Raw genomic sequence first — 25,721 nt, forward strand, 5'->3', positions numbered from 1 at the left:
CCTGAGCGTGTGACCCGCACCCTGCTCGAGCTGACCTGGCCGAGGCGCACCGACCGCCTCGCGCTGCGCCCCGCCGAGGCCGCCGACGCCGCACGCATCTGGCCCTGGTACGGACGGCCGGAGGTGCAGGAGTGGACCACCACCCTGCCCGAGGACCTCCCCGCCCTCGAGGCCTGGTGGACCGACCCGGACCGGCTCGGATCGACCTTGGTCGCTCTGCGCGGCGAGGAGATCGTCGGCACCGGCATGATCAAGGTCGGCGACGCCTGGAGCCAGGCCGACATGGTCGAGCGGGCCCGCGGCACCGTGGCCGAGCTCGGCTGGACCCTCGACCCCGGACACCAGGGCGAGGGCCTCGGCACCGAGCTCGCCGCCGCCCTGCTGCAGATCGCCGTGGAGGACCTCGGACTGCGCCGCGTGACCGCCGAGTGCTTCGCCGACAACGTCGCCTCGCGCCGCGTCATGGAGAAGATCGGCATGCGCCAGGAGGCGCACAGCCGCCAGGACTCCCTGCACCGCAGCGGGCAGTGGCTCGACGGCGCCTCCTATGCCGTCCTCGCCGAGGAGTACTGGGAGCAGCGCACCGGAGGGGGCAGGATGGCCCCATGACGACGCTCACGGCCACCTTCACCATCGCGATGACCCCCGGCGACCGACTCCACCCCGCCGAGGCCCGCCTCGACCTCGAGAAGACCTGGACCGGGGATCTCGACGGCACCAGCCGCGGCCTCATGCTCACCGCCGGTGATCCCGCGACCGGCAGCGCCGGCTACGTCGCCCTCGAGCGCTTCGAGGGCACGATCGGCGGCCGCCGCGGCGCCGTGACCCTCCTCCAGCTCGGCACCATGGCCGAGGGCGAGCCCGAGCTGCGCTACGCGTTCGCACCCGGCTCCGGCACGGGAGAGCTCGCGGGCCTCACCGGCACCCTCGAGATCGGCGAGATCGACGACGCCGGCGTGCACACGGTGAGCATCACCCTCGGCTGACCGCACTACAGTGTCGGCATGCGCACCGTCGTCCTGCCCGGGTCCTTCGACCCCCTGACCCTGGGACACGTGGACCTGATCCGCCGCGCGGCCGCCCTGGACCTGCACGTGATCGTCGCCGTCTCCCACAACCCCGCGAAGCAGGGTCTGCTGGGCCTCGATGCGCGCCGCCGGGTCATCTCCGAGACGCTCGCGGCCGAGGGCCTGGACAGCTCCGCGGAGGTCCGCACCCTCCCCGCGGGCCTGCTGGTGGACTTCTGCCGCGAGGTCGGGGCGGGCGCCGTCATCCGGGGCCTGCGCTCCCAGCTGGACCTCGCCTACGAGGAACCGATGGCACGGATGAACCACCACCTCGCCGGGGTCGACACCGTGCTGCTGCTGACCGACCCGACCCTCGCGCACATCTCCTCGAGCCTCGTGCGCGAGGTCCACGCCCTCGGCGGCGACGTCTCCGACATGCTCCCCGCCCCCGCCCTGGCCGCGCTCCGCGCCGCCTCCTGATCCGACTCCCGAGAGGACCCCTCCCATGAGCGTCGCGTCCGACCTCCGCTTCGATGCCGTCGACCTGATCGGCCGCACCGGATCCCACCGCCACGTCGAGCGCACCGTCGCCGCCGGCGCCCCCGAGAGCGATGCCGTCGCCATGACCGTCCCCGAGGGCGGCGAGCTGTTCGTCGAGGCCGAGCTCGAGTCCGTGGTCGAGGGCATCTACGTCCACGGCACCGTGACCGCCCGCCTCCAGGGCGAGTGCTCCCGCTGCCTCGACCCCGTCGAGCAGGACGTCGTCGCCCGCGTCGACGAGCTGTTCCTGTACCCGGAGAAGGTCAAGGCCGCCGACCGCGAGGACTCGGTGCTGCTCGAGGGCGACGAGGTCGACCTCGGTCCGCTGGTGCGCGACGGCCTCGCGATGGAGGCCGAGGAGCGCCCCCTGTGCCGCGAGGACTGCCCCGGCCTCTGCCCCCAGTGCGGGTTCCGCATGGAGGACGACCCGGAGCACGGCCACGACGTGACCGATCCGCGCTTCGCGGCGCTCGAGGGCTTCTTCGACGCCGGCGAGGAGCGCTGATGGCGCGCAGGCGCCGCGCCACCGAGGCCGCCGACCCGGCGGGGCTGCTGGATCATCTGCCGCTCGACGGTGCGCAGTCCGCGGATCTGCGCGCCTCGGGCCTGCTCGACCTCGCCCTGACGCACCGCTCCTGGTCCTACGAGAACGACGAGGTGCCCCACAACGAGCGCCTCGAGTTCCTCGGCGACGCCGTGCTGCAGCTCGCGATCACCGAGAAGCTCTACGCCGACCACCCGACCCTCCCGGAGGGCGACCTCGCCCGGCGCCGCGCCGGCACCGTCTCCACGCGCGCGCTCGCCGTGATCGCCTCCCGCCTGGACCTCGGCGCGTACGTGAAGCTGGGCCGCGGGGAGGACCTCACCGGCGGCCGGGCGAAGGCCTCGATCCTCGCCGACACCACCGAGGCCGTGATCGGCGCGGTCCATCTCGCGCTCGGTCAGTCCGTCTCGCGGCGCTTCGTGCTCGAGCTGATGGAGCCGCTGCTGAGCTCCGACGAGTTCCTCGAGACCAGCTACGACTTCAAGTCCCGCCTGCAGGAGATCGCGGCCGCCGCCGGGCAGTCCCCGTCCTACGTGCTCACCGAAGGCGGGCCCGAGCACCAGAAGCTGTTCACCGCGACGGTGACCGTCGCCGGGGTGGTCACCGCGAGCGGCGAGGGCGCCTCGAAGAAGGACGCCGAGCTCGCGGCCGCCCAGCAGGCGGTCCGCGCCGTCCTCGCCGAGCGCGGCGAGTCCCTCATCCCGCGGGGCTGAGCGTGCCCGAACTGCCCGAGGTCGAGGTGGTGAGGCGCGGTCTCGCGCCCCGCACCGTCGGTCGGACCATCACCGCGCTCGAGGTCCTCGATGCCCGGTCCCTGCGCCGCCAGGACGGGGGTGAGGACCGGTTGCGCGCCCTGCTCGTCGGTCGCTCGATGACCGCGGCCGCGCGCCGCGGCAAGTTCCTGTGGTGGCGGCTCGCCGAGGCCGACGGCGCCGAGTCCGGCGAGGCTCTCCTCGCCCACCTCGGCATGAGCGGCCAGCTGCGACTGGTCACCCCCGGCGGCCCGGATCCGCAGCGCCATCGCCGGGTGAGCCTCACCCTCGACGACGGGGCGCGGGTGGACTTCATCGACCAGCGGCTCTTCGGCGGGCTCTGGAGCAGCGATCTGGTCGAGGCGGCCGACAGGCGCCTCGCGGCGCTCGGCAGCCCCGATGCCCTGCTGCCCGTCGACGCCGCGCACATCGCCCGCGACCTGCTCGATCCCGCTCTCGACCTCGCGGAGGTCGCCCGGACCCTGCGTGGCCGTCGCCGCGCGGTGAAGTCGCTGCTGCTGGACCAGGGGATCGTCTCCGGGATCGGGAACATCTACGCCGATGAGGCGCTGTGGGCCGCCCGGGTCCGCTACGACACCCCCGGCTCCGCCCTCTCCCAGCGCACGGCGCTCGCGCTGCTGCGCGCCGCCCGGGCCGTGATGGAGCGGGCCCTCGACGTGGGCGGGACGAGCTTCGACGCCCTCTACGTCAACGCGCAGGGGGAGCCGGGGTACTTCGCCCGCAGCCTCGCCGCCTACGGACGCGAGGGGGAGCCGTGCCGACGGTGCGGTAGATTCATCGAGCGGGCCATCTCCCAGGGCCGAAGTAGCCATTATTGCCCCCGCTGTCAGCGCAGCACGGGCGTGACCAGGAAGGACGCCGAGTGAGCGCGACCGACGAGCAGGCCCCGATCCGCGTGATGCTGGTCGATGACCACGAGGTGGTCCGCCGCGGCATCGTCATGGCGATCGAGGCGTCCGCGTCTCTCAAGGTGGTGGGGGAGGCGTCCTCGGTGGCCGAGGCCCGTCGTCGACTGCCCGCGATCCGTCCCGATGTGCTCGTCGTCGACCTGCAGCTGCCCGACGGCACCGGCATCGACGTCATGCGCATCGCTCGCGAGCTCGACCCCGAGCAGCAGATGCTGGTTCTGACGAGCTTCGACGACGACGCCGCGCTGCACGAGTCGCAGGCCGTCGGCGCCCGCGGCCTGATCCTGAAGTCCGCGCGCTCGCAGGAGATCGTCGAGGCGATCCGGGCTGTCCGCGCGGGCCGCACCCTGTGGCCCGCCGATCAGGACGAGGGCACTCCGGAGCTGTCCCCCTCGGACCAGCGGATCGTCGACCTGATCGGTGACGGCCATTCCAATCGCGAGATCGCCGAGCAGCTCGGCATCGCCGAGAAGACTGTGAAGAACCGGGTCACCGTCATCCTGCAGACGCTCGGGATGCAGCGCCGCACCCAGGTCGCGGCGATGGTCGCGGCCCGTCGGCGCGCCGGCTGGAAGTGACCCTGCGCCGCCGGTAAGCGGCACGCGCCTCAGCCCGTCGGGAGCGTGACCCGCCACGAGATCATCGTGCCGGGCTCGAGGCTGATCGCATCGACCCAGCCAGAGTGACGGCGGGCGCGGCTGGACATGTTCGCGAGGCCCGAGCGGCGCCGCACCGTCGGATCGATGCCGCGGCCGTTGTCGGAGACGTTGACCTGCACGACCCGGTCCACCCCCTCGGAGAAGACGCTGATCGAGACGGCGACGGCCGTGGCGTGCGCGTGGCGGGCGGCGTTGGCGAGGCACTCGCGCACCACCGCAACGACGTCCTCGGCGATCTCGGGCGGCAGTTCGGCATCCATCTCGGAGGGGTGCGGGGGCAGCCGCAGCGCGGGCACGAAGCCGAGCCCGGAGGTCGCCAGTCCCACCTCGTGCCGCAGCTGCTCGGTGAGGGTCGCCTCCGCCCGCTCGCGGCGCAGCGACTGCACGATCTGACGGATCTGGGCGACCGCGTTCTCGACCCCCTGCACGGAGGAACTGATCGAGGCGCGCAGGCGCGTGTTCGAGGGCGGCTCGCCCTTGTCGGAGAGCGCATCGGTGAGCCCCTCGAGCTCCATGCCGACGGCGAACAGTTCCTGGATCGCGAGATCGTGGAGGTCGCGGGCGATCCGCGAGCGCTCGTCGTCGAGCTCCGCGGACGAGCGCAGCGACGGCACGCGCAGGGCGAGCGCGATGAGGCCGGCGAGGGCGTCGAGCCGCTCCCGGTCCGCGGCGGTGAACGGGGCGGCGTCCTCTCCGCGGATCGCCGCGAGCGCTCCCAGTCCCTGATCGGCGCCGTCGATCACCGCGCACAGCGCGGTCGTCCCCAGCAGCTCGCCAATCACCTCGATCCGCTCCGCATCCGCCTCGAGCAGGGCCCGGCCCAGCGGACCTCCGGGGCCGATCTCCTCCCCGAGCAGCTTCTCCTGGTCGGCGCCCTCGACGATCTCGACCGACCAGCGGCCCTCCTCGAGGGGGAGCACCAGCAGGGCGCTCCTCGCCGCGAGGTCGGTGCGGGCCGAGCCCACCAGGAGCGTGAGCAGGTCCTCGGTGTCCCCGCCGGCGAGGACGGCGCCTGCGAGGTCCTGGATGCGCGGTCGGTCGGCGCGCGCCGGGGGAACGGTCGGGCTCATGGGCTCTCCTCGAGGTGCAGGACGGGGGCGGAGGCGGGGATCGCCTCGGTGCGGTGGGTGACCACCACGACCGTCGACGCCGCCGGGACCAGGCTCTCATCACCGGGGGTGAGCAGCGCGCGGAGCAGGGCGTCGCCCCGCTCGGGGTCGAGATGCTCGGTCGGCTCGTCGAGCAGCAGCACGGGGCCGCGGCGGAGCAGGGCGCGGGCGAGCAGCAGGCGGCGTCGCTCGCCGCCGGAGACGGTGGTGCCGTCCGGCCCGAGCATCGCATCGAGCCCCGCCCAGTCCTTGAGGCCGACGGCGGCGAGGGCCGCGCGCGCCTCCGCGTCCGTCACGTCGCGGCGCACCACCTTGAGGTTCTCGCGCAGCGTGGTCGCGAAGACGTGCTGGTCCTCGGCGAAGAAGGTGACGGCCTCGCGCAGCGAGCCGGCGTCGGTGGTGACCGTGCCGTCGAGCGGGGAGAGGAGCCCCGCGAGGGTCGCCAGCAGTGTCGACTTGCCGACGCCCGAGCCGCCCGTGATCGCCAGGCGCGCCCCGGGTGCCAGGTCCAGGTCGAGATCCTGCACCCGCGGCGAATCGGCGCTCCAGCCCGCGGTCAGGCCGCGCGCCGTGAGCCGCGCGCGCTCGCGCCGCTCGGTGGGGACGGCCGGCTCGCTCTCGCCCTCGGGGCCGAGCAGCGCGGTGAGCCGCCGCTCCGCCGCCCGGGTACGGGCGAGCTGCGAGGCCGCGGCCGGCAGGGCCGTGGAGGCCTCGAAGGAGGACAGCGGGAGCAGCAGCAGGATGCCGATCTGCCCCGCGGAGAGCGCTCCCGCCTCCCAGGCCGCGCCCGCGGCGAGCAGCGAGCCGAGGACCGCGAGGACCATCGCGGCGGGCACCGCGGCGGCGGCGATCGCGGCGGGCAGGGCCGCCCGGTCCACGGCCCGGTCATGGCCCTCCTGGCGGGCGGCGAGCTCGACGAGGACCTCCTCGAGTCGACCGTCGAGACGCAGCGAGGTCGCGTCGTCGAGAGCCTCGAGCGCCGCGGCGGTCACTCCGGAACGGCTCTCGAGCACCGCCTCCTCGGAGAGGCGCGCGGCCCGGTGCGCGGCGAACGGGGCGAGGAGGCTCGCCGCGGCGAGGGAGAGGAGCATCGCTCCGGTCGCCGCGAAGGACAGCGGCGCGAAGGTCGCGAGGACCACCACCGCCATCACCGCGGCCACGAGGGCGGGCACGACCGCCTTGATGACGTGGTCGCCGAGTTCCTGGGCGTCGTCGCCGAGCCGGGCGAGGAGGTCGCCGCGGCGCAGCCGGGTCAGGACATCCCCGGGCCGGGTCGCGAGGGCGGTGAAGAGGTTCGTGCGCAGCGTGACCACGCCGCGCAGCGCCACGTCGTGGGTGAGCATGCGGTCCAGCCAGCGGAAGACGCCGCGGGAGACGCCGAGCGCGCGCACGCCGACCACGGCGACGGTCAGGTCGAGCACGGGCGGCATGGTCCAGGCGCGGGTCACCAGGTAGGCGGAGACGGCGGCGAGCGCGAAGGCGGCGCCGAGGGTGGCACAGGCGGCGAGCACGGCCGCGGCCAGCCGGCCGACGGGGATCTCGAGTATGCGGATCATGCCAGGGCCGCCTCGATGTCGGCCCGCGCCACCGCGGTCTCGTCGTCCGCGCGGGCGACGAGGGCCGATCGGTGCGCGATCACCAGGACGGTCCGCCTCTGCGCGCGCAGAGTGTCGATGAGGTCGAGGACGACCGCCTCGGACGCTCCGTCGAGGTGGGCGGTGGGCTCGTCGAGGACGACGAGCGGGGCGGGGGAGAGGAGCGCCCGCGCGAGCGCGAGCCGCTGCCGCTCCCCGAGGGAGAGCCCGTGCCCTGCGCGACCCAGCACGGCGTCCCGGCCGCGGGCGGCGATCACCCGGTCCAGGCCCGTGGCCGCCGCGGCCGCGGCGAGCTCTGCCTCGGTGGCCTCGGGGCGCGCGGAGCGGAGCACCTCCCAGAGGGTGCCCGGCGGCAGCACGGGACGCTGCGGGAGATGGGCGACCTGGTCCCAGAGGCTGCGGCGCTCGAGCTCGCGCACGTCATGGACAGTGCCGTCGGCGGCGATCACCTCGGCCCGGCCGTCATCGGGGGCGAGCAGGCCCAGGAGCACCTGCACGGCGGTGGTCTTGCCGCTCCCGGAGGGCCCGGTGAGGGCGTGGACGAGGCCGGGGCGCAGCTCGAGATCCGCCCGCTCGGGGGCGAGGCCGTCCCGCGAGCGGACCGACACCCCGCGCAGCGCGAGGGTCGCGCCGCGCAGGTCCGGGGCGGGGAGGGTGCCGTCCTCCGGGATCGGCTCCTCGAGCACCTCGAAGGCGGCGTGCACCGCGGCGAGGCCGTCGGTCGAGGCGTGGTACTGGGCGCCGACGTTGCGCAGCGGCAGGTACAGCTCCGGGGCGAGGACCAGCACCGCGAGGGCGGGGGCGAGGTCCATCTCGCCGTAGACCAGGCGCATGCCGATGCTCACGGCGATGAGCGCGACGCACAGGGTGGCGAGCAGCTCGAGCACCATCGAGGAGAGGAAGGCGTAGCGCAGCGAGCCCATCGCGGAGGCCCGGTGGCGGTCGCCGAGGGTGCGCACGGTCAGCTCGGGCCCGCGCTCGCGGCCGAGGGCCCGCAGCGTCGGCAACCCGTCGACGAGGTCCAGCAGCTGGGCCCACAGCGCGCGCATGTCGGCGATCAGCGCCTCGGAGCGGCCGACGGTCAGCTTCCCGACCAGGATCATGAACAGCGGCACGAGCGGCAGTGTCACCACCGCGATGACGGCGCTCAGCGGGTCCAGCAGGCCGATCGTGAGCAGGCACAGCGGGGTCACGGTGAGGGCGAGCAGCAGCTGCGGGACGTACCCCACGAGGTAGGGGCGCAGCTTCTCCAGGCCCGTGGTGGCCAGCGCCGCGAGGTCGGCGCCGCGACCGGCGCCGGCGCGCGGGCCGAGCTCGGCCGCATGCGCGACGACCCGGCGGCGCAGCTCGCCGATCGCGTCGGTCGCGGCCCGGTGCGCGGTCCGTTGCTCGACGAGCACGGCCGCCGCACGGACCGCGAGTGCTCCGAGGAGCCCGAGGAGCAGGGCGGGGGAGTCCCCGGGCAGGCGGTGGTCGATGAGCAGCGCCGCGCCGAGGCGAGCGATCAGCAGGGCCGTCGCGATCACCGCCGCCGCCTGCACCAACCCCAGGACGACGGTGAGCGCGACGTGGCGCCGGGCGGCCCGCACCTCCCGCACGAGGCGGGGGTCCAGGGGCGCCCGGCGCGCCGGGGAGGAGCTGCTCACGGGGGTCAGGATGCTCGAACACCCGCCAGTAGGGGTCAGGGACGGTAGGCGCCGCGGGCCCGCTCCATCAGCGGGGAGCCGGACGCGGGGCCGGAGTCCTCGCCGATCCGATGGCGGAACACCCGGTAGGTCCAGATCGTGTACGCCAGGACGATCGGGAGCAGCACCGCGAGCGCCGCCAGCATCAGGGTGAGGGTGTGCGGGGTCGAGGAGGCGTTCACGACGGTGAGCGAGTTCGCCTGATCGTTCGTGGCCGGCAGGACGTACGGGAACAGGCCGCCGAAGAGGGTGACCGCGGCAGCGATGATCGCGGTGGCGGTCGCGCCGAAGGTGAGCCCCTCGCGCCGCATCCGGGTCAGCGGCACGACCGCGACCAGGGCCAGGGCGGCGAGCAGCAGCGGGATCCAGGTCAGGCCCGAGCGGGAGTGGGCGAGCTGGAACCAGAGCAGGAAGGCGGCGCCGGCGACGATCGTGGGCCAGACCAGCACCGCGGCGCGGCGGTGCATGTCCTCGCGCAGCGGCCCCTCGAGCTTGAGGGTCAGGTACACCGTGCCGTGCAGCCAGAAGAGGAGGACGAACACGACGCCGCCGAGCAGGGCGAAGGGGTTGAGCAGGCCCAGCAGGGACGTGGTCACCCAGTGGTTCTGGTCGATCGCGACGCCGGCGACGATGTTGCCGAAGGCGACGCCCCACAGCAGTGCAGGGGCGAAGCCGCCGATCACGTGGACCACGTCCCAGGAGGTGCGCCAGCGCTCGGAGTCGACCTTGTCCCGCCACTTGAAGGCGCAGACCCGCACGATCAGCACCAGCAGGAGCAGCAGCAGGGCCAGGTAGAACCCGGAGAAGAGCGTCGCGTACCACTCGGGGAAGGCCGCGAAGAGGAGCGCGCCGCCGGTGATGACCCACACCTGGTTGCCGTCCCAGACGGGGCCGATGGTCTTCACGATCGTGCCGCGCGCACCGGAGCCGCGCCGCCAGGAGGCGGCCACGTTCATCTGCACGCCGAAGTCGAAGCCCTCGAGGACGAAGTAGCCGGCGAAGAAGAACGCGATGATCGCGAACCAGGCGGTCTGCAGGAGAGTCGGATCGAGCATCGTCGGGTCCCTTCTCAGTAGTCGAAGGCGAGGGTGGGGGTGTCCAGCTCGTCCGTGTCCGGATCCCGCTGCGGCAGCGGCACGCCCTTCAGAGCGGCCTGCTGCATCATCCGGAACCAGATCACCGCGAGCACGCCGTACACCAGGGTGAAGGCGACGAGCGAGGTCACGACCATCCACGCGGGATGACCGGAGACGCCCTGCAGGGTCATGAGGCGCACCGTCGGATCGTCCGGATTGGGGTGGACCACCCAGGGCTGACGGCCGATCTCCGTGAACACCCAGCCCGCGGCGTTGGCGAGGAAGGGCATCGGGATCGCGAGCACCGCGAACCACTTCAGGGCCCTCGACCCGGTGGTGCGGGCGTTCTCGCCCTTCCCGCGGGTGACCCACAGCGCCCAGACGGCGAGGATCCCGCTGAAGGCGGCGAGCCCCATCATCAGGCGGAAGGACCAGTAGGTGACGAACAGGTTCGGTCGGTAGTCGACCTCCACCTCGTTACCGTGCACGTCGATCGCGGTGGCGCCGAACTCCTCCTTGTAGAGCTCGTTGAGGTCCTCCACGCCCATCAACGTCGCGTCGAAGGTGTGCGTGGCGAGGAAGGAGGTCACGTACGGCACCTCGATGAGGTGGGTGACGTCCTCGCACTGCTCGGAGAAGGCGTCGGGGCCGCCGACGGTGAGGATCGAGAAGCTCGCCCCGGTCTCGGTCACGCACAGCGCCTCGGCCGACGCCATCTTCATCGGCTGCTGCTTGAACATGATCTGGGCCTGGAAGTCGCCCGAGACCACCAGCACCACGGCGGAGAGGAACATCATCGCCACGCCGAAGCGGAGGGTGGGGCGGAAGAGGTCGCGGGCGGCGAGATGGTGATCACGCCCCTCGGCGGTCTCGCGGCCCAGCTCGTCGGCCTTCCGATGATGCTTGACCATGTGCCAGGCGGCGATGCCGGTGACGAAGGCGCCCGCCACGAGCCACGCCCCGGAGATGACGTGCGGGAAGGCGGCGAGCGCGGTGATGTTGGTGAGGACCGCCCACAGCGAGCCCTGGGAGGGGTCGAGCTCGGCCCGCCCGGTCTCGGGGTTGAGCACGGCGCCGACGGGGTGCTGCATGAACGAGTTCGCGGCGATGATGAAGTACGCCGAGAGCATGGTGCCGATCGCGACCGCCCAGATCGTCAACAGGTGGATCTTCTCGGGCAGCTTGCCCCAGCCGAAGATCCACAGTCCCAGGAAGACGGACTCGAGGAAGAAGGCCGCCAGGCCCTCGAGGGCGAGCGGCGCGCCGAAGACGTCGCCGACGTAGCGCGCGTACTCGGACCAGTTCATGCCGAACTGGAACTCCTGGACGATGCCGGTCGCGACGCCGATGCCGAAGTTGACGATCAGCATCGAGCCGAAGAACTTCGTCACGCGGGTCCAGGCGTCCTTCCGGACGGGGTCCTTGGCCCGGACCGCGAAGGTCTGCAGCAGGGCGACCATGAGCGAGAGGCCGATGGTCAGCGGCACGAAGATGAAGTGGTACACGGTGGTGATGCCGAACTGCCACCGTGCGAGATCGAGGGCTTCCATAGGGATCCTCCCGGGAGTACGACACGCTGTCACGAAACCTACGGCGCAGGTCGCGGGACCTCGGGGACCATGGTCCTCTCCCGTGCCCCCGAGGGCCAGCGGCGCGCGCCGGACCGGAGACCCGACGCACCGGGGCGGGAGCCCCTCGCTGTGCCATACTGACCACGGCGCTCCTCCGCCCCGCACCGGGTGGAGGAACCTCCCGGCGTCGGACCCGTCGGTGCACCGGCCACGCGAACCTCGCGACCGCTGTGCTCCCGCGACCGGCATCGCTGCGCTCCCTTCCAGGGAGCTGCGCGACGGCGAGGGCCTCAGACTTCCGTCCCCAGGGACGATGATCATCCGGGACCAGGGTGCGCTGGACCCGCCAGAAGGAGACGGCCCCCATGGCTGACAGCACCACCACCCCCGATCCCGAGCAGACGGGACAGGATCCCGAGGCCCCGGCCCCCGCGCGTCGTCGCCGCCGCGCTGCGGGCGCCCCCGCGGGCGCTCCCGCCCCGGTCGTCGTCGAGGAGGCGGCGCCGAGCGCGCCCCGCACCGTCGTCGCCGCGCAGAGCGAGGAGCCCGCGGAGCCGACGATCATCGCCCCCAAGCGCACCCGTCGTCGGGCCGGCGCACCCGCCGGTGCCCCCGAGCCGGTCGCCGCACCGGAGCCGTCGGCCGCGTCGAGCCGTGTGGCCGAGGAGGTCGACCGGGCCGACGAGATCAACGCGGCTGACGAGGTCGACGAGTCGAGCGAGACCAGCGAGGCGCAGGAGACGACGGAGACCGAGCCGCGCCCCGACTCCGTGGTCGAGGACCTCCGGGCCCTGGCCTCCTCGCGCTCCGAGGAGAACGCCGACGAGGACGAGGACCGCGCCCGCCGCCGCGAGCAGGTGCAGCTCGACTTCGCGTCCCTGCTCTTCCAGGCACCCACCCCGCGCCCCGCCGTCGAGCGCTCCGCCGAGGACCCGCGCCGCGGCGCCGAGGACGAGGACGACGACGTGCAGGAACGGTCTGACCGGGCTGATCGGGCTTCCCGCCGCGACCGCAACGACCGGGACGACCGGGACGAGAGCGACTCCTCCGACGGCGAGGACCGCGACGGCTCGACCGAGGACTCCTCCGACGAGCAGCAGAGCTCGTCCGGCGGGTCCCGCCGTCGCCGTCGCCGCGGCGGCCGCGGACGTCGCGGCCGGGGCCGGGGCGAGGACGGCCGCGGCGAGGACGAGGACTCCACCGAGGGCAGCGAGGACTCCGGCTCCGCCGCGGACACCGAGCGCTCCGCGGAGCGCGGCGACTCCGCCGACGCCACGGACACCTCCGAGACCGGGGACTCCGAGGATGAGAGCGGCGAGGACGGCGGCTCGGGTTCGGGTTCCACCAGCTCCCGCCGTCGGCGTCGCCGCCGCCGCTCGGGCAGCTCCTCCGACGACTCCACCTCGCCCGATGACCCGCCGAACACGGTGGTCAAGGTCCGCGAGGCCCGGGACGAGGTCAAGGCCGTCAAGGGCTCGACCCGCCTGGAGGCCAAGCGCCAGCGCCGCCGCGAGGGCCGCGACGCGGGCCGCCGCCGCAACGTGATCACCGAGGCGGAGTTCCTGGCCCGCCGCGAGTCGGTCAAGCGCTCGATGGTCGTGCGCGAGCGTCCGGGCCGCACCCAGATCGCGGTGCTCGAGGACGACGTGCTCGTCGAGCACTACGTCGCGCAGAAGGCCCAGACCTCGATGGTCGGCAACGTCTACCTCGGCAAGGTGCAGAACGTGCTGCCGTCGATGGAGGCCGCCTTCGTCGACATCGGCAAGGGCCGCAACGCCGTGCTCTACGCGGGCGAGGTGAACTGGGATGCCGTGGGCCTCGAGGGGCAGCCGCGCCGCATCGAGCTCGCCCTGAAGAGCGGCGACTCGGTGCTGGTCCAGGTCACCAAGGACCCGATCGGCCACAAGGGCGCGCGTCTGACCAGCCAGATCTCCCTGCCCGGGCGCTATGTCGTCTTCGTGCCCGGCGGCTCCATGACCGGCATCTCCCGCAAGCTGCCCGACACCGAGCGGGCGCGCCTGAAGAAGCTCATGCGCCAGCTGATCCCCGAGGACGCGGGCGTCATCGTGCGCACCGCCGCCGAGGGCGCGAGCGAGGAGGAGCTGACCCACGACGTCGAGCGCCTCCGCGCCCAGTGGGAGAAGATCACCAAGGCGCAGAAGTCGAAGTCCGCGCCGGTGGCCCTCTCCCAGGAGCCGGACATCGCCATCAAGGTCGTGCGCGATGTCTTCAACGAGGACTTCACCTCGCTCATCGTCGAGGGCGCCCAGGTCCACGACGACGTCCACGAATACGTCTCCGATGTCGCCCCGGATCTCCTCGAGCGGGTCACCCGCCACGTGGGGGAGAAGGACGTCTTCGCCAAGCACCGCATTGACGAGCAGCTGCTGAAGGCTATGGACCGCAAGGTCTACCTGCCCTCCGGCGGTTCGCTCGTGATCGACCGCACCGAGGCCATGACCGTGGTCGACGTCAACACCGGCAAGTTCACCGGCTCCGGCGGCTCCCTCGAGGAGACGGTCACCAAGAACAACCTCGAGGCGGCCGAGGAGATCGTGCGCCAGCTGCGGCTGCGCGACATCGGCGGCATCATCGTCATCGACTTCATCGACATGGTGCTCGAGTCCAACCGGGACCTCGTGCTGCGTCGCCTCGTCGAGTGCCTCGGCCGGGATCGCACCAAGCACCAGGTCGCCGAGGTCACCTCGCTCGGCCTGGTGCAGATGACCCGCAAGCGCGTGGGCCAGGGCCTCGTCGAGACCTTCTCCACCACCTGCGAGCACTGCCACGGCCGGGGTCTCGTCGTCGACCTCGACGGCGAGCACCAGCACTCCGGCGGAGGCAACGGCTCGGGCGGCAGCGGCGGCGGATCCGGCGAGGAGGGCTCCTCGAAGTCCTCCAAGCGGCGCAGCCGGCGCTCCCGCGGCGGGGCGAAGGAGGAGTCGACCTCGCACGAGGAGCTCGACGGCGAGGTCCACCGCCTCGCCGGCGACGCCGACTCCCGCGCCCTCGCCCGCGCGACCATCGCCTCGATCGCGGCGGCCTCCGCGGGGCATGCCGCCCCCGAGGTCACCGTGGACGGCGAGGTCGTGGCGGTCGCGCAGGACGCGGCTCCCGCGTCGGGCGACACGGCCGAGGCGGAGTCTGACGATGAGTCCCAGGCGTCGCCGGAGACCGGATCCGCGGGGGAGTGACCCGTTCCACACCGGGTGTGACCGCGTTCTCGCAGGTCGCAGGCTCCCAGTGGTTGACCGGCCGTTCACGGGATCGTAAGCTGATCCCTGGCGCAAACGCGTCGCAGTCGTGTCCCCGGTGTGCACCGCGCGACCGCATCTCCCGCTCTCGGGCGGTCGACGGTCGCAGGTCCGCGGTTCGCTCCGAGCGGGGCGCATGACTCATGAGCAGAACTCACAAGATGGAGCAGTGACGTGGTGTACGCAATCGTCCGCGCAGGCGGTCGTCAGGAGAAGGTGTCGGTCGGCGACACCATCGTGATCAACCGCGTGGCCGGCGAGACGGGCGACAGCATCGAGCTCGCTCCCGTGCTGCTGGTCGACGGTGACAAGGTGACCTCCGCCCAGGCCGATCTGGCCAAGGTGACGGTCTCCGCCGAGAAGGTCGAGGACCTCCGCGGCCCGAAGATCCGCATCCTCAAGTACAAGAACAAGACGGGCTACAAGAAGCGCCAGGGCCACCGCCAGGAGCTCACGCGCCTCAAGATCACCGGCATCGCCTGATCACCCCCAGAGACGTCTGAAGACTCGAGAGAAGGTCATCCCTCATGGCACACAAGAAGGGCGCAAGCTCCTCCAAGAACGGTCGCGACTCGAACGCCCAGCGCCTTGGCGTGAAGCGCTTCGGCGGCCAGGTCGTCGGCGCCGGCGAGATCCTCATCCGCCAGCGCGGCACCTCGATCCACCCCGGTGACGGCGTGGGTCGCGGCAAGGACGACACCCTGTTCGCGCTCACCGCGGGCACCGTCCAGTTCGGTCGCAAGCGCGACCGTCGCGTGGTCAGCGTCGTCGAGACCGCCTGATTCACCCGTCCCGGCCCGCCGGGACACCCAGCGTTCCCTCGAGGGGCGGAGCCGACCGTGCTCCGCCCCTCGCGGCATCCCACCCCAGCAGCAGGGAGATCCCACCCATGGCCACCTTCGTCGATCGCGTCGTCCTCCAGGTCGTCGCCGGGTCCGGCGGCCACGGCGCCGCCTCCATCCGGCGTGAGAAGTTCAAGCCCCTCGCGGGCCCCGACGGCGCCAACGGCGGCCGCGGCGGCGACGTGATCCTCGAGGTCGACGCCTCGACCACGACCCTGCTGAGCTACCACCACAAGCCCCACCAGCGCGCGACGGGCGGCCACTTCGGCATGGGCGACCTGCGCCACGGGGCCCGCGGCGAGGACCTCATCCTCCCCGTGCCCGACGGCACCGTGGTGAGCGACGACCAGGGCCGCGTCCTCGCGGACATGGTCGGCATCGGCACCCGCTTCATCGCCGCCCGTGGCGGCAACGGCGGCCTCGGCAACGCGGCCCTCGCCTCGAAGCAGCGCAAGGCCCCGGGCTTCGCCCTGCTCGGCGAGCCGGGCCAGGAGCGCACCCTCACCCTCGAGCTGAAGTCCGTGGCGGACGTCGCCCTCGTCGGCTTCCCGAGCGCCGGCAAGTCCTCGCTCATCGCCGCGATGAGCGCGGCCCGGCCGAAGATCGCCGACTACCCCTTCACCACCCTGGTCCCGAACCTCGGTGTGGTCGAGGCGGGGGACCACCGCTACACGATCGCCGATGTGCCCGGGCTGATCCCCGGCGCGAGCGAGGGCAAGGGCCTGGGCCTGGACTTCCTCCGCCACATCGAGCGCTGCCACGTGATCGTGCACGTCCTGGACGCGGCGACGATGGAGACGGACCGCGACCCCGTCGGCGACCTCGAGACCATCGAGGCGGAGCTGCGCGCCTACGACGCCGAGCTGCCGCTGATGGACCGCCCCTCCGTGATCGTGCTGAACAAGACCGACCTCCCCGACGGCGAGGACATGAGCGAGATGGTCCGTGACCGCCTCGCCGAGCGCGGGGTGCCGGTGCTCGAGGTCTCGGCCGTCTCCCGCAAGGGCCTGCGTGAGCTGTCCTTCGTGCTCGGCGATCTGGTCGAGCAGGCACGGGCGGCGCTGCCCGCCGCTCCGGTGGCCCCGATCGTGCTGACCCCGGAGGCCGTGGACGCGGTGGAGTTCCGTGTGGTCACCGAGCAGTACGACGGCGCGACCGCCTACCGCGTGCGCGGAGACAAGCCCGAGCGCTGGGTGCGCCAGACCGACTTCACCAACGACGAGGCCGTCGGCTTCCTCGCCGATCGCCTCGCGAAGCTCGGCGTCGAGGAGAAGCTCTTCGCCGCCGGCGCGGTCGCCGGCTCGGCCGTGATCATCGGTCCTGGACAGGACGCCGTGGTCTTCGACTGGGAGCCCACAATGGTGGGCGGCGCCGAGCTGCTCGGCGCCCGCGGCTCGGACCGCCGGCTGGAAGACCACCACCGCCCCACGCGCGATCAGAAGCGCGAGGAGCAGAAGGAGCGCACCGCCTCCCGCCTGGCCCGTCTCTCGGCGATGGAGGAGGAGCGCCGCGCCGGCCACTGGGCCGATCCGACGATCGACGACGAGGAGAACTGACCATGGTCACCGTCCCCGCGGAGCCGCATCAGCCGGCGCGTCTGCTCGCGCGCACCGACATCCCCGGACCGCGCCGCGCGGTGGTCAAGATCGGCTCCTCGAGCCTCACCCGCGCCGACGGGCACCTGGACGAGACGGCGCTGCGCCTCATCGCCGACCAGGTCGCCGAGCTCCTGCGCCAGGACTGGGACGTGGTGCTGGTGTCCTCCGGCGCGATCGCCGCGGCGCTCGGCCCGCTGGGTCTCGAGACGCGTCCCCGGGACGTGCCCACCCAGCAGGCCTGCGCGGCCGTCGGCCAGACCCTGCTCGCGACCGCCTGGGCGGCGGCCTTCGGTGCCCATGGCCGCCGTTCGGGACAGCTGCTGCTCACCGAGGCCGACGTGATCCGCCCCGACACCTATCGCAACGTGCGCTCGGCCCTCGAGGCGATGCTCGCCATGGGCGTCATCCCGGTGATCAACGAGAACGACACCACGGCCACCCACGAGATCCGCTTCGGCGACAACGACCGCCTGGCCGCGCTCGTCGCCCAGCTGCTCGGCGCGGACCTGCTGGTGCTGCTCACCGACGTCGACGGGCTGTACACCAAGAACCCCGCCGACCCCGATGCCGAGCGGATCAGCGTGGTCGACGACTTCGCCGCCCTCGTGGATGTCAAGGTCGGCTCGGTCGGCTCGAAGGTCGGCACGGGCGGGATGGTCACCAAGCTCGACGCCGCCCACCACGCCGCGACGACCGGCACCGCCACCGTGCTCACCCGCGCCTCCCGCTTCGGCGAAGCGGTCAGCGGGAAGGACGTCGGCACCTTCTTCCCGGCGCAGACCGGCCGGCGCCGCTCGCGCCTGGTGTGGCTGCGGTACGCGACCCGCGGTGCGGGCACCCTGCGCCTGGACGAGGGTGCGGCCGCCGCGATCAGCTCGCGCCGACGCTCCCTCCTCGCGGTGGGCATCACCGCCGTGGACGGCGCCTTCTCCGCCGGGGTGCCGGTCGACCTCGCCGCGCCCGACGGCACCGTGATCGCCCGCGGCCTCGTCGCCTACGGGAGCGAGGACCTGCGGGTCATGGCCGGGCTGACCACCGCGGAGCTGCGGGAGCGGCTCGGGGAGAACTACGGCCGCTCGGTGGTGCATCGCGATGCGATGGTCATCCTCGGCTCCCCGTTGCGCCCCACCGACGCGAGCGCCTGAGGTTCAGGCCTCGGGGAGGACCACGCCGGGTGAGCGGTCCCCGCGGGCGGCTCGGCTCGTGCGGACCCGCTCGATGATCAGGCCCACCAGCAGCGCAAAGCCGACGCCGAGCAGCACGCCCAGCAGCGGCTGGTCGCGGAAGGCGAGCCCGCCGATCATGCCGATCCCGACGTTGTAGATCGCCCAGGCCGAATCGGCCAGCAGCGCCCAGGCCACGAACCGCCAGCGCGGGTAACGGACCATGCCCGAGGCGAGCGAGGTCGCGGTGCGGCCGCCCGGGATGAAGCGGGCGCCGACGATCAGCATGCCGCCGCGGCCGAGCAGCCCCCGCTCGGCCCAGGCGAAGAGCTTCTCCCCGGCCTGGAACCGACGCAGGCGCTGGGCGAGGGGCCCGGCCCGCCGACCCAGGTGTTGCGCCGTGACATCGCCGATCAGGGCGCCCGCGACCGTCGCGGCCAGCAGCCACCAGGCCTCGGGGGAGGACTGCACCACGGCGTACGCCCCCGCCGTGATCACCACGGTCTCGCCCGGCATCACCGGGAGCACGGAGTCGATCGCCACCACCGTGAGCACGACGAGGTAGAGCCATGGCGACGCCATGACCACGTCGAGCAGGTGCATCACGGAGTCCATCGACCAGACGCTACGGACCCCACCTGGGGGAACCCTCGTAGACTCCCCGCATGGACGCTGAGACCCTCGTGACCGACGCCGCCCGTGCTGCGAAGCGCGCCCAGCCGCAGCTCGCGCGCCTGCACCGGGACCGCAAGGATACGGTCCTGCTCGCCATGGCGGACGCCCTGGTCGCCCGCGCGGACGAGATCACCGCCGCCAACGCGCTGGACCTCGCGGCCGCCGACGACTCCGGGATGGCCGCGGGCCTGCGGGACCGCCTCGCCCTGGATCCGCAGCGGGTGGCGAGCATCGCCCAGCAGCTGCGCGACGCCGCCGCCCTGCCCGATCCGGTCGGGGAGGTGATCCGGGGCTCCGTGCTCGCCAACGGGCTCGAGCTGCGCGAGGTGCGGGTCCCGCTCGGCGTGGTCGGCATGGTCTATGAGGCCCGGCCCAATGTCACCGTCGACGCCGCGGGCCTCGCCCTGAAGTCCGGCAATGCCGTCGTGCTCCGCGGCGGCTCCGCCGCCCTCCACTCCAACACGGCGCTGATCGCCGTGCTGCGCTCGGTGCTCGCCGATCACGGCCTGCCGGAGGACCTGGTCGTCGGGATCGACGAGCACGGCCGCGAGGGGGTGGACGTGCTGATGCGCGCCCGCGGCCTGGTGGACGTGCTGATCCCGCGCGGCGGGGCGGGCCTGATCCGTCGCGTCGTCGAGAACTCCCTCGTGCCCGTCATCGAGACCGGCACCGGCAACACCCACGTGCTGGTCGACGCGAGCGCGGACCTGGACCAGGCGGAGGCGATCGTGCTGAACGCGAAGACGCAGCGGATCGGCGTGTGCAACGCGCTCGAGACCCTGCTGGTCCACCGCGGGATCGCCGAGCAGGCTCTGCCCCGCCTCGGCACCGCCCTCGTCGGCGCCGGCGTGACCCTGCACGCGGATCCCGCCGCCCGCGAGATCCTCGCCACGGCGGGCGTGGAGTCCACCCCGGCCGAGCCCGCGGACTGGGACACCGAGTACCTCGCCCTCGATCTCGCCGTCGCGGTGGTGGAGGATCTCGACGCGGCCCTCGAGCACATCCGCGAGCACTCCACCGGGCACACCGAGTCGATCCTGACCAGGGATCTCCCCAGCCAGCAGCGCTTCCTCGCCGAGGTCGACTCCGCCGTGGTGATGGCGAACGCCTCGACCCGCTTCGCCGACGGCGGGGAGTTCGGGTTCGGCGCCGAGATCGGCATCTCCACCCAGAAGCTCCACGCCCGCGGGCCGATGGGGTTGACGGAGCTCACGACCGGGAAGTGGATCGTCGTGGGACAGGGGCACGTGCGCCCGTGAGGCCTGGCGGTTGTGGGATGATGGCCCGGTCCACCATGGAAAGGCCCCGTTCACAATGATCGACCAGCTCCTGATCCTCGCCGAAGCCGGCTCGCACTCCGCCGAGGGCGGTCTTCCCCCGGCCGTGATCGGCCTGGGCATGTTCGTCTCCCTGATGATCCTGCTCGGCGTGACCCTGCTGACCGGCGGTCTCAACCAGCGCAAGCGGTCCGGGGAGAACGACCACTCCGGCGATCACTGAGCGCGTGGAGCTGCAGCGCCGACGCATCGGCGTGATGGGTGGGACCTTCGATCCGATCCATCACGGGCACCTGGTCGCGGCGAGCGAGGTGCAGAGCGTCTTCGGCCTCGACGAGGTGGTCTTCGTCCCCACCGGTCGTCCCTGGCAGAAGGCGGATCGGGAGATCTCCGATCCCGAGCACCGCTACCTGATGACCGTCGTCGCGACGGCCGCGAACCCCGTGTTCACGGTCTCCCGCGTCGACATCGACCGGCCCGGCTCCACGTACACCATCGATACCCTGCACGACCTGCGCCGCCAGCATCCCGACGCGGACCTCTTCTTCATCACCGGCGCCGACGCGCTGCAGTCCATCCTCACCTGGAAGGACTCCGAGGAGATCTTCTCCCTCGCGCATTTCGTCGGCGTGACCCGGCCCGGCCACGAGCTGGACACCGAGGGGCTCCCGGCCGACGGGGTGACCCTCATCGAGGTGCCGGCGATGGCGATCAGCTCGACCGCATGCCGCGAGCGGGTCGCCGCCGGTGCGCCCGTCTGGTACCTCGTGCCCGACGGGGTGGTGCAGTACATCAACAAGTACGCCCTCTACACAGGAGGTGACCGCGATGACCGAGTCGGAGACGACTGAGAGCGCACCGCGCCACGGCCGGCGCGCCCGCGCGCTGCCGCCCGAGGAGATCACCGGCCCCGTCGCTGTGACGGCCGCCCCGGGGATCCGGGGAGCGGTCGCCGCGCCGACGGCCGACGCCCCCGTGCCGACCCTGCGCAAGTTCGGCCGCCGCGCCCGCATCATCGAGCTGAGCGAGGCGCCCGAGTCCGTGCCGAGCGCGCCCGTCGAGGGGTCTGCGGCGGATGACTCCGCGTCGGGACAGACGGCGGGTGCGGAATCCACGACCGCGACCGTCGTCATCGACCGCGACAAGGACGGCGTGGAGCTCGGCGAGCTCTCCGTCTCCGAGGCGCCCGATCCGCGCCCCGCGCCCCGCTTCGAGGGGCAGGTGCTGCACCGCCCCGAGCGCTCGGGCGGTCGCCCGCTGCTGTGGCTGGTGTGGATCCTCATCGCCGCGGCCCTGGTGGCTCTCGTGGTCCTGCTGCTGACCGGCATCATCGGCCCCGCCCAGGCGCAGGCCCTCGCCGGGCTGCTGCCCGTGCACCCGATCGACCCGTCCCTCGTCCCGCCCCTCCTGGAGGAAGCATCCGCGTGAGCGCCCCCGAAGAGTCCCTCGATCTCGCCCGCGTGGCCGGCCAGGCCGCCGCCGACAAGCTCGCGGCGGAGGTGATCGGCCTCGACGTCTCCGAGCAGGTCGTGATCACCGACGTCTTCCTGGTGTGCAGCGGCGACTCCGAGCGGCAGGTCTCCGCGATCGTCGACGGCGTCGAGGAGGAGCTGCTGAAGCAGCGCCGCCGCAAGCCCCTGCGCCGCGAGGGGGAGCGCGACGCCCGCTGGGTGCTGCTCGACTACGGCGACATCGTCGTGCACGTCCAGCACGCGGAGGACCGCGCCTTCTACGCTCTCGAGCGGCTGTGGCGCGACGCCCCCGTGATCGATCTACAGATCGACGCGGACCGCGGGGAATGAGCTCCGCCGCCCCGACGCGGCTGGTGCTGGTGCGGCACGGCCAGACGGACTACAACCGCGACGGCCGCCTGCAGGGGCAGGTCGACATCCCCCTGAACGAGACCGGTCGCACGCAGGCACGGGCGGTCGCACGCGCCGTCGCCCAGAACCCGCCCGATCTGATCCTCGCGTCCCCGCTCGGCCGCGCGCTCGAGACGGCGCGGACCATCGGCGAGGCGTGCGGACTCCCGGTGAGCACCGACCAGGCTCTCGTCGAGCGCGGCTTCGGACAGTGGGAGGGCCTGCACAGCGATGCGATCCGCGCCCGCTGGCCGCAGCAGCTCGCCGACCACCGCGAGCATCGCCGGGTCGACGGGCTCGGTATCGAGAGCCGCGAGGGGGTCGCCGAGCGCTTCGCGGCGAGCTGCCTACGGCACGTGGGGGAGAACCCCGGGCAGACCGTCCTGATCGTCGCGCACGGCGCCGCGATCACCCTCGGCATCACCGAGCTGCTCGGCCTGCACACCTCCGAGTTCCGCGGCCTCGCGGGCCTCGAGAACTGCCACCGCTCGGTGCTCGAGCCGCTCTCCGCGGACCCCGAGGGGCGGCGGATGAGGTTGCTGTCACACAACCTCAGTCCCGATTTCACCTGAGTCCAGGGACGATGTAATATCGACGAGTCGCCTCGAGGGGCGGCACCGACGTGGTGCGAGAGCACCGCACGGGGCTATGGCGCAGTTGGTAGCGCGCTTCCATGGCATGGAAGAGGTCAGGGGTTCGAATCCCCTTAGCTCCACCATCTGGTCGAAGTTCCAACCCTGCCCCACTGATCGTGGGGCAGGGTTTCTTCGTCGTGCTCCAAGTTGATGTCGGGGTGGAGTTGGCCGGTGCGTTGCCAGAACTCGGCGTGAGTCGGTTTGTGGGGTCGAGGATGGTCTCGTAGATGCCGGTGAACTCCGAGGTCAGGTTGAACCGTCGGGACCGCGATGCACGGTCTGATCCCGCCCCTACGCATGGAGGCATGGTGACCCGGCTCGAAGTTCTCGGGGAGCTGCAAACCGATCCCAACGGGCCGCTGGCAAAAAGGGGGCGTGGCGGGGAAGACCTATGGAGCCTCCTGGTCGCGTACGGACGGATGCTCTGGCCGCCGGAAGGGCGGGCCGGGTGGTTCTCCGGGCTCGACGCCCAGCTCCGGGACGCGTCCAGAACTGACGGACCACTGGCGATCATTGAGACGACTGCACCCGCCGAAGATGCCCTCCTGACGAGCCTGGTCCTCAGCGTCGCGCAGGTGCTTCGTGCCTGCGGCCGGGCCGAGATCACTGGATTACGGGTCTCGACTGAGATCACCGACACCGGACCGAGCTGGCAGCCGAGGAGCTGGATCGCAAACCTCGCCCATCGCACCGACAGTGCAGAAGGAATCAGGGTGTCGCTGCACTGCCCTTCATCGACGGGCGCCGACGTCCTTCCCACTACAGGCCATTTCGGGGACGGAATCCGTGAGCTTCTCTTCCTTGGAGGCAGGGACTATCCCCGCTCGACTGAGGCCACGTCGTCCGGTGTGGGCCTGCTCGTCGAGGAGATGAGGTGGACCGAGCTGCACGGCGCCTACCTCATCGACCTCTCGGTCCTCGCAATCCATGCCGCAGGGTTTCGCGGCGAGGTGACGATCTCCGCGCAACCGCCCGACTGAGGCCGAGGGTCAACGCCAGATCGGCGCCGACTCCTCGGCGTCACCGCTACGCGGCGCTGCCTATCGCGAAAGCCTGTTCTTGGCGGCGGTCGGTGCGACACTCGTCATCGGAGTGGCACTCCTGTTGGGGTGCGCATCCCGCTCCAAGGGACAGAAGACGTCGAGCGGGGTGCCCGAGGGACAGTCGACAGCCGATCAGCGCTGGCTGACGCACCCATAACGCCTCCCTCACTCGTCCCAGGACTCACGCGTCTTCGGCCACGGCCAACCGCAGCTCCGGCTGCTCCACGCAGCTGTACAGCGTTGATCGGCTGATTCAATTCTCTGAAGCTCCCTCGGCTTCGTGCCTCGTCGACTCGGCCGCGCGATGGCCCGCCTTTCTCGCCGAGTGTTGCGTCTGAACCACTTCCGCCCTCGGAATCCGGTCCAGATGCAGCACTCGATGCCGTCCGGGGGAGGGCGCGGGTGGTCTAGGGCGGAGCTCGCCGGACGCGCGGGGGTCGCGGGAGGGACACTCGTGCGCATCGGGGACGTGCAGGGCGGAGCGGGTCGAGAGGAGAGCGGCGTGGGATATGCGGACTGGCCCGGGGTGATCGACCCGGAGGCGCTGTCCTCCGGGTTCGTGGCGGAGGTGCATCGCCTGGCCGATGCGGCACGGGCGGGGGCCTGGCCGGAGGTGCTCGAGGCGCTCGACTCCTCCCACTGGCTCACCGTGAACCAGTGGCGGATCGGCGGCGACTCCTGGTACGCCCCGCTGCACCAGGCCGCCTGGCGGGGGGGCGCCGCGGAACGTGGTGGAGGCGCTCCTGCGCCGTGGGGCGTGGCGGTCGCTGCGCACCGCCGACGGCGACCGGCCCGTGGATCTCTCGACCCGGCGCAGGCACGACCACCTGGAGGATCTGCTCGCCGTGGCGGATCTCGAGCCCGGGGAGGTACACCGCCATGACGCCTGGGACCGGCACATCGCCGCCCTGATCGCCGCGCGCACCGCGCATCTGGACCCGGTGCGGCTCCGGCCGGTGCCCACCGAGCTCCTGGCCCGCGAGAGCGACCTGCGGCTCTGGCTCGCCGTCCCGGGCATGTACGGCGGATTCGGCATCACGCGCAGTCTGAGCATTATTGATCAGATGCAACCCTGGTGTTCGTGAGTCGCTTGGCTTCCTAGTGCCCGGCGAATGCCCTGAACGCGCACTCCGACCGGCAGCGCTCGTCGCTGTCCGGGCAAGCGTCGACGTGAGCCTGCGCCTTATGTAACTGTCCTTGCAGGTCAATCAGGGTTCGCAGCTGTTTCTCGACAGCGGTGATCTGCATGGCCAACAGTGGCTGGAGCGTGGCCTTGACTCCCGTGCAGGTGCCGTTGTCCGCGAGGTCGAGGAGGCGGCGGATCTCGGGCAACTCGAGGCCGAGCCGCTTCGCCGAAGCGATGAAGTCCAAGCGCTCCAGGTGGCCCACGTCGAAGTCCCGGTATCCGTTGGCGCTCCTGTGCGCGGTGAGGATACCGAGCCGCTCGTAGTAGCGCAGCGTGCTCGTGGGCACTCCTGTGCGCTCGGCGACCTCGGAAATCCTCATGCTCCGACCATAGGGGGCTCCGGCTTGACCTTCAACCTGGGTTCAAGGTTTAACGTCCTGGGAATGACGTATGTGATTGCGCCGCCCTGCGTGGATGTGAAGGACCGTGCGTGCATCGATGAGTGCCCGGTCGACTGCATCTACGAGGGGCAGCGAATGCTCTACATCCACCCCGACGAGTGCGTCGACTGCGGAGCCTGCGAGCCGGTCTGCCCCGTCGAGGCGATCTACTACGAGGACGACCTGCCCGACCAGTGGTCCGACTACTACCAAGCCAACATCGAGTTCTTCGACGAGATCGGCTCGCCCGGCGGGGCAATGAAGCTGGGCATGATCCGCAAGGATCACCCGATCGTCGCCGCACTGCCACCGCAGAACGGATAGAACAGCGGGTCCTGA

The 25,721-nt window shown here is 72.2% G+C and carries 28 protein-coding genes and 1 tRNA gene; 22 read left to right on the top strand and 7 right to left on the bottom strand.

The window, feature by feature from the left end:
* Nucleotides 1-9 precede the first annotated feature (9 nt).
* Genes V1260_RS03325 through V1260_RS03355 form a run of 7 tightly spaced genes read left to right on the top strand, consistent with a single transcriptional unit; the run spans nt 10 to nt 4,350 of the window.
* Nucleotides 10-609 (top strand): GNAT family N-acetyltransferase, encoded by a 600-nt coding sequence (locus V1260_RS03325; RefSeq protein WP_329745376.1) that lies wholly within the window; start codon nt 10-12, stop codon nt 607-609.
* Nucleotides 606-986, top strand: a complete 381-nt coding sequence (locus tag V1260_RS03330) for a DUF3224 domain-containing protein (RefSeq protein WP_329745377.1) — start codon at nt 606-608, stop codon at nt 984-986. The genes V1260_RS03325 and V1260_RS03330 overlap by 4 nt, the downstream gene beginning before the upstream one ends.
* 18 nt (nt 987-1,004) lie before the next feature.
* A complete protein-coding gene (coaD, locus tag V1260_RS03335) occupies nt 1,005-1,487 on the top strand; it encodes a pantetheine-phosphate adenylyltransferase (RefSeq protein WP_329745378.1) in 483 nt (160 codons plus the stop codon).
* A gap of 25 nt (nt 1,488-1,512) precedes the next feature.
* Nucleotides 1,513-2,052, top strand: coding sequence for a YceD family protein (locus V1260_RS03340; protein WP_329745379.1), 540 nt, complete (start codon nt 1,513-1,515; stop codon nt 2,050-2,052).
* A complete protein-coding gene (gene rnc / locus V1260_RS03345; protein ID WP_329745380.1) occupies nt 2,052-2,804 on the top strand; it encodes a ribonuclease III in 753 nt (250 codons plus the stop codon). Before V1260_RS03340 ends, rnc begins: the two co-directional genes overlap by 1 nt.
* A gap of 2 nt (nt 2,805-2,806) precedes the next feature.
* Complete coding sequence (mutM, locus tag V1260_RS03350) at nt 2,807-3,730, top strand: bifunctional DNA-formamidopyrimidine glycosylase/DNA-(apurinic or apyrimidinic site) lyase (protein WP_329745381.1); 924 nt, start codon at nt 2,807-2,809, stop codon at nt 3,728-3,730.
* Nucleotides 3,731-3,762: 32 nt separating this feature from the next.
* Nucleotides 3,763-4,350 (top strand): response regulator transcription factor, encoded by a 588-nt coding sequence (locus V1260_RS03355; RefSeq protein WP_442878111.1) that lies wholly within the window; start codon nt 3,763-3,765, stop codon nt 4,348-4,350.
* A gap of 29 nt (nt 4,351-4,379) precedes the next feature.
* On the opposite strand, the gene V1260_RS03360 is transcribed toward V1260_RS03355, so the two are convergent.
* The 5 genes from V1260_RS03360 to V1260_RS03380 are packed head-to-tail and all read right to left on the bottom strand — an operon-like array spanning nt 4,380 to nt 11,446.
* Nucleotides 4,380-5,501 carry a sensor histidine kinase gene (locus V1260_RS03360; RefSeq protein ID WP_329745383.1) on the bottom strand — a complete coding sequence of 374 codons (1,122 nt, stop codon included), beginning with the start codon at nt 5,499-5,501 and terminating at the stop codon, nt 4,380-4,382.
* Entirely contained in the window at nt 5,498-7,096 is a 1,599-nt protein-coding gene (gene cydC / locus V1260_RS03365; RefSeq protein ID WP_329745384.1) for a thiol reductant ABC exporter subunit CydC, read from the bottom strand. Before cydC ends, V1260_RS03360 begins: the two co-directional genes overlap by 4 nt.
* Nucleotides 7,093-8,781, bottom strand: a complete 1,689-nt coding sequence (cydD, locus tag V1260_RS03370) for a thiol reductant ABC exporter subunit CydD (protein ID WP_329745385.1) — start codon at nt 8,779-8,781, stop codon at nt 7,093-7,095. The genes cydC and cydD overlap by 4 nt, the downstream gene beginning before the upstream one ends.
* 35 nt (nt 8,782-8,816) lie before the next feature.
* Nucleotides 8,817-9,875, bottom strand: a complete 1,059-nt coding sequence (cydB, locus tag V1260_RS03375) for a cytochrome d ubiquinol oxidase subunit II (RefSeq protein WP_329745386.1) — start codon at nt 9,873-9,875, stop codon at nt 8,817-8,819.
* 14 nt (nt 9,876-9,889) lie between these two features.
* A complete protein-coding gene (locus V1260_RS03380; RefSeq protein ID WP_329745387.1) occupies nt 9,890-11,446 on the bottom strand; it encodes a cytochrome ubiquinol oxidase subunit I in 1,557 nt (518 codons plus the stop codon).
* A gap of 386 nt (nt 11,447-11,832) precedes the next feature.
* On the opposite strand from V1260_RS03380, the gene V1260_RS03385 reads away from it, so the two are divergent.
* From V1260_RS03385 to proB, 5 genes are all read left to right on the top strand, one after another.
* A complete protein-coding gene (locus V1260_RS03385) occupies nt 11,833-14,661 on the top strand; it encodes an Rne/Rng family ribonuclease (RefSeq protein WP_329745388.1) in 2,829 nt (942 codons plus the stop codon).
* A 234-nt stretch (nt 14,662-14,895) separates the two neighbouring features.
* Nucleotides 14,896-15,204, top strand: coding sequence for a 50S ribosomal protein L21 (gene rplU / locus V1260_RS03390; RefSeq protein WP_329745389.1), 309 nt, complete (start codon nt 14,896-14,898; stop codon nt 15,202-15,204).
* A gap of 44 nt (nt 15,205-15,248) precedes the next feature.
* The gene (rpmA, locus tag V1260_RS03395; RefSeq protein WP_329745390.1) at nt 15,249-15,503 is read left to right on the top strand and encodes a 50S ribosomal protein L27; all 255 of its coding nucleotides are present in this window, start codon (nt 15,249-15,251) and stop codon (nt 15,501-15,503) included.
* Between the two features lie 107 nt (nt 15,504-15,610).
* On the top strand, nt 15,611-17,119 hold the full coding sequence (gene obgE / locus V1260_RS03400) for a GTPase ObgE (protein WP_329745391.1): 1,509 nt from the start codon (nt 15,611-15,613) through the stop codon (nt 17,117-17,119).
* A gap of 2 nt (nt 17,120-17,121) precedes the next feature.
* Nucleotides 17,122-18,306 carry a glutamate 5-kinase gene (gene proB / locus V1260_RS03405; protein ID WP_329745392.1) on the top strand — a complete coding sequence of 395 codons (1,185 nt, stop codon included), beginning with the start codon at nt 17,122-17,124 and terminating at the stop codon, nt 18,304-18,306.
* 3 nt (nt 18,307-18,309) lie between these two features.
* On the opposite strand, the gene V1260_RS03410 is transcribed toward proB, so the two are convergent.
* On the bottom strand, nt 18,310-18,939 hold the full coding sequence (locus tag V1260_RS03410; RefSeq protein WP_329745393.1) for a DedA family protein: 630 nt from the start codon (nt 18,937-18,939) through the stop codon (nt 18,310-18,312).
* 50 nt (nt 18,940-18,989) lie between these two features.
* On the opposite strand from V1260_RS03410, the gene V1260_RS03415 reads away from it, so the two are divergent.
* The 9 genes from V1260_RS03415 to V1260_RS03455 all read left to right on the top strand — a co-directional run bounded on the left by V1260_RS03415 (nt 18,990) and on the right by V1260_RS03455 (nt 24,901).
* A complete protein-coding gene (locus V1260_RS03415) occupies nt 18,990-20,258 on the top strand; it encodes a glutamate-5-semialdehyde dehydrogenase (RefSeq protein WP_329745394.1) in 1,269 nt (422 codons plus the stop codon).
* Between the two features lie 55 nt (nt 20,259-20,313).
* Nucleotides 20,314-20,499 carry a hypothetical protein gene (locus V1260_RS03420; RefSeq protein ID WP_329745395.1) on the top strand — a complete coding sequence of 62 codons (186 nt, stop codon included), beginning with the start codon at nt 20,314-20,316 and terminating at the stop codon, nt 20,497-20,499.
* 4 nt (nt 20,500-20,503) lie between these two features.
* Nucleotides 20,504-21,127, top strand: coding sequence for a nicotinate-nucleotide adenylyltransferase (nadD, locus tag V1260_RS03425; protein ID WP_329745396.1), 624 nt, complete (start codon nt 20,504-20,506; stop codon nt 21,125-21,127).
* Nucleotides 21,105-21,704, top strand: a complete 600-nt coding sequence (locus tag V1260_RS03430; RefSeq protein ID WP_329745397.1) for a hypothetical protein — start codon at nt 21,105-21,107, stop codon at nt 21,702-21,704. The genes nadD and V1260_RS03430 overlap by 23 nt, the downstream gene beginning before the upstream one ends.
* Nucleotides 21,701-22,078 carry a ribosome silencing factor gene (rsfS, locus tag V1260_RS03435; protein ID WP_329745398.1) on the top strand — a complete coding sequence of 126 codons (378 nt, stop codon included), beginning with the start codon at nt 21,701-21,703 and terminating at the stop codon, nt 22,076-22,078. Before V1260_RS03430 ends, rsfS begins: the two co-directional genes overlap by 4 nt.
* Nucleotides 22,075-22,710, top strand: coding sequence for a histidine phosphatase family protein (locus V1260_RS03440; RefSeq protein WP_329745399.1), 636 nt, complete (start codon nt 22,075-22,077; stop codon nt 22,708-22,710). Before rsfS ends, V1260_RS03440 begins: the two co-directional genes overlap by 4 nt.
* 70 nt (nt 22,711-22,780) lie before the next feature.
* Nucleotides 22,781-22,856 (top strand) — tRNA-Ala (locus V1260_RS03445).
* A 225-nt stretch (nt 22,857-23,081) separates the two neighbouring features.
* Nucleotides 23,082-23,753, top strand: a complete 672-nt coding sequence (locus V1260_RS03450; protein ID WP_329745400.1) for a hypothetical protein — start codon at nt 23,082-23,084, stop codon at nt 23,751-23,753.
* Nucleotides 23,754-24,547: 794 nt separating this feature from the next.
* Entirely contained in the window at nt 24,548-24,901 is a 354-nt protein-coding gene (locus tag V1260_RS03455) for a hypothetical protein (RefSeq protein ID WP_329745401.1), read from the top strand.
* A gap of 13 nt (nt 24,902-24,914) precedes the next feature.
* On the opposite strand, the gene V1260_RS03460 is transcribed toward V1260_RS03455, so the two are convergent.
* Nucleotides 24,915-25,322, bottom strand: coding sequence for a MerR family transcriptional regulator (locus tag V1260_RS03460; protein WP_031306891.1), 408 nt, complete (start codon nt 25,320-25,322; stop codon nt 24,915-24,917).
* Nucleotides 25,323-25,385: 63 nt separating this feature from the next.
* On the opposite strand from V1260_RS03460, the gene fdxA reads away from it, so the two are divergent.
* Nucleotides 25,386-25,706: a ferredoxin gene (gene fdxA / locus V1260_RS03465; RefSeq protein ID WP_031306890.1), complete on the top strand. Its 321-nt coding sequence runs from the start codon at nt 25,386-25,388 to the stop codon at nt 25,704-25,706.
* The last annotated feature ends 15 nt before the right edge of the window (nt 25,707-25,721 follow it).

It is taken from the genome of Brachybacterium sp. J144, assembly GCF_036321705.1.
GTDB lineage: Bacteria > Actinomycetota > Actinomycetes > Actinomycetales > Dermabacteraceae > Brachybacterium.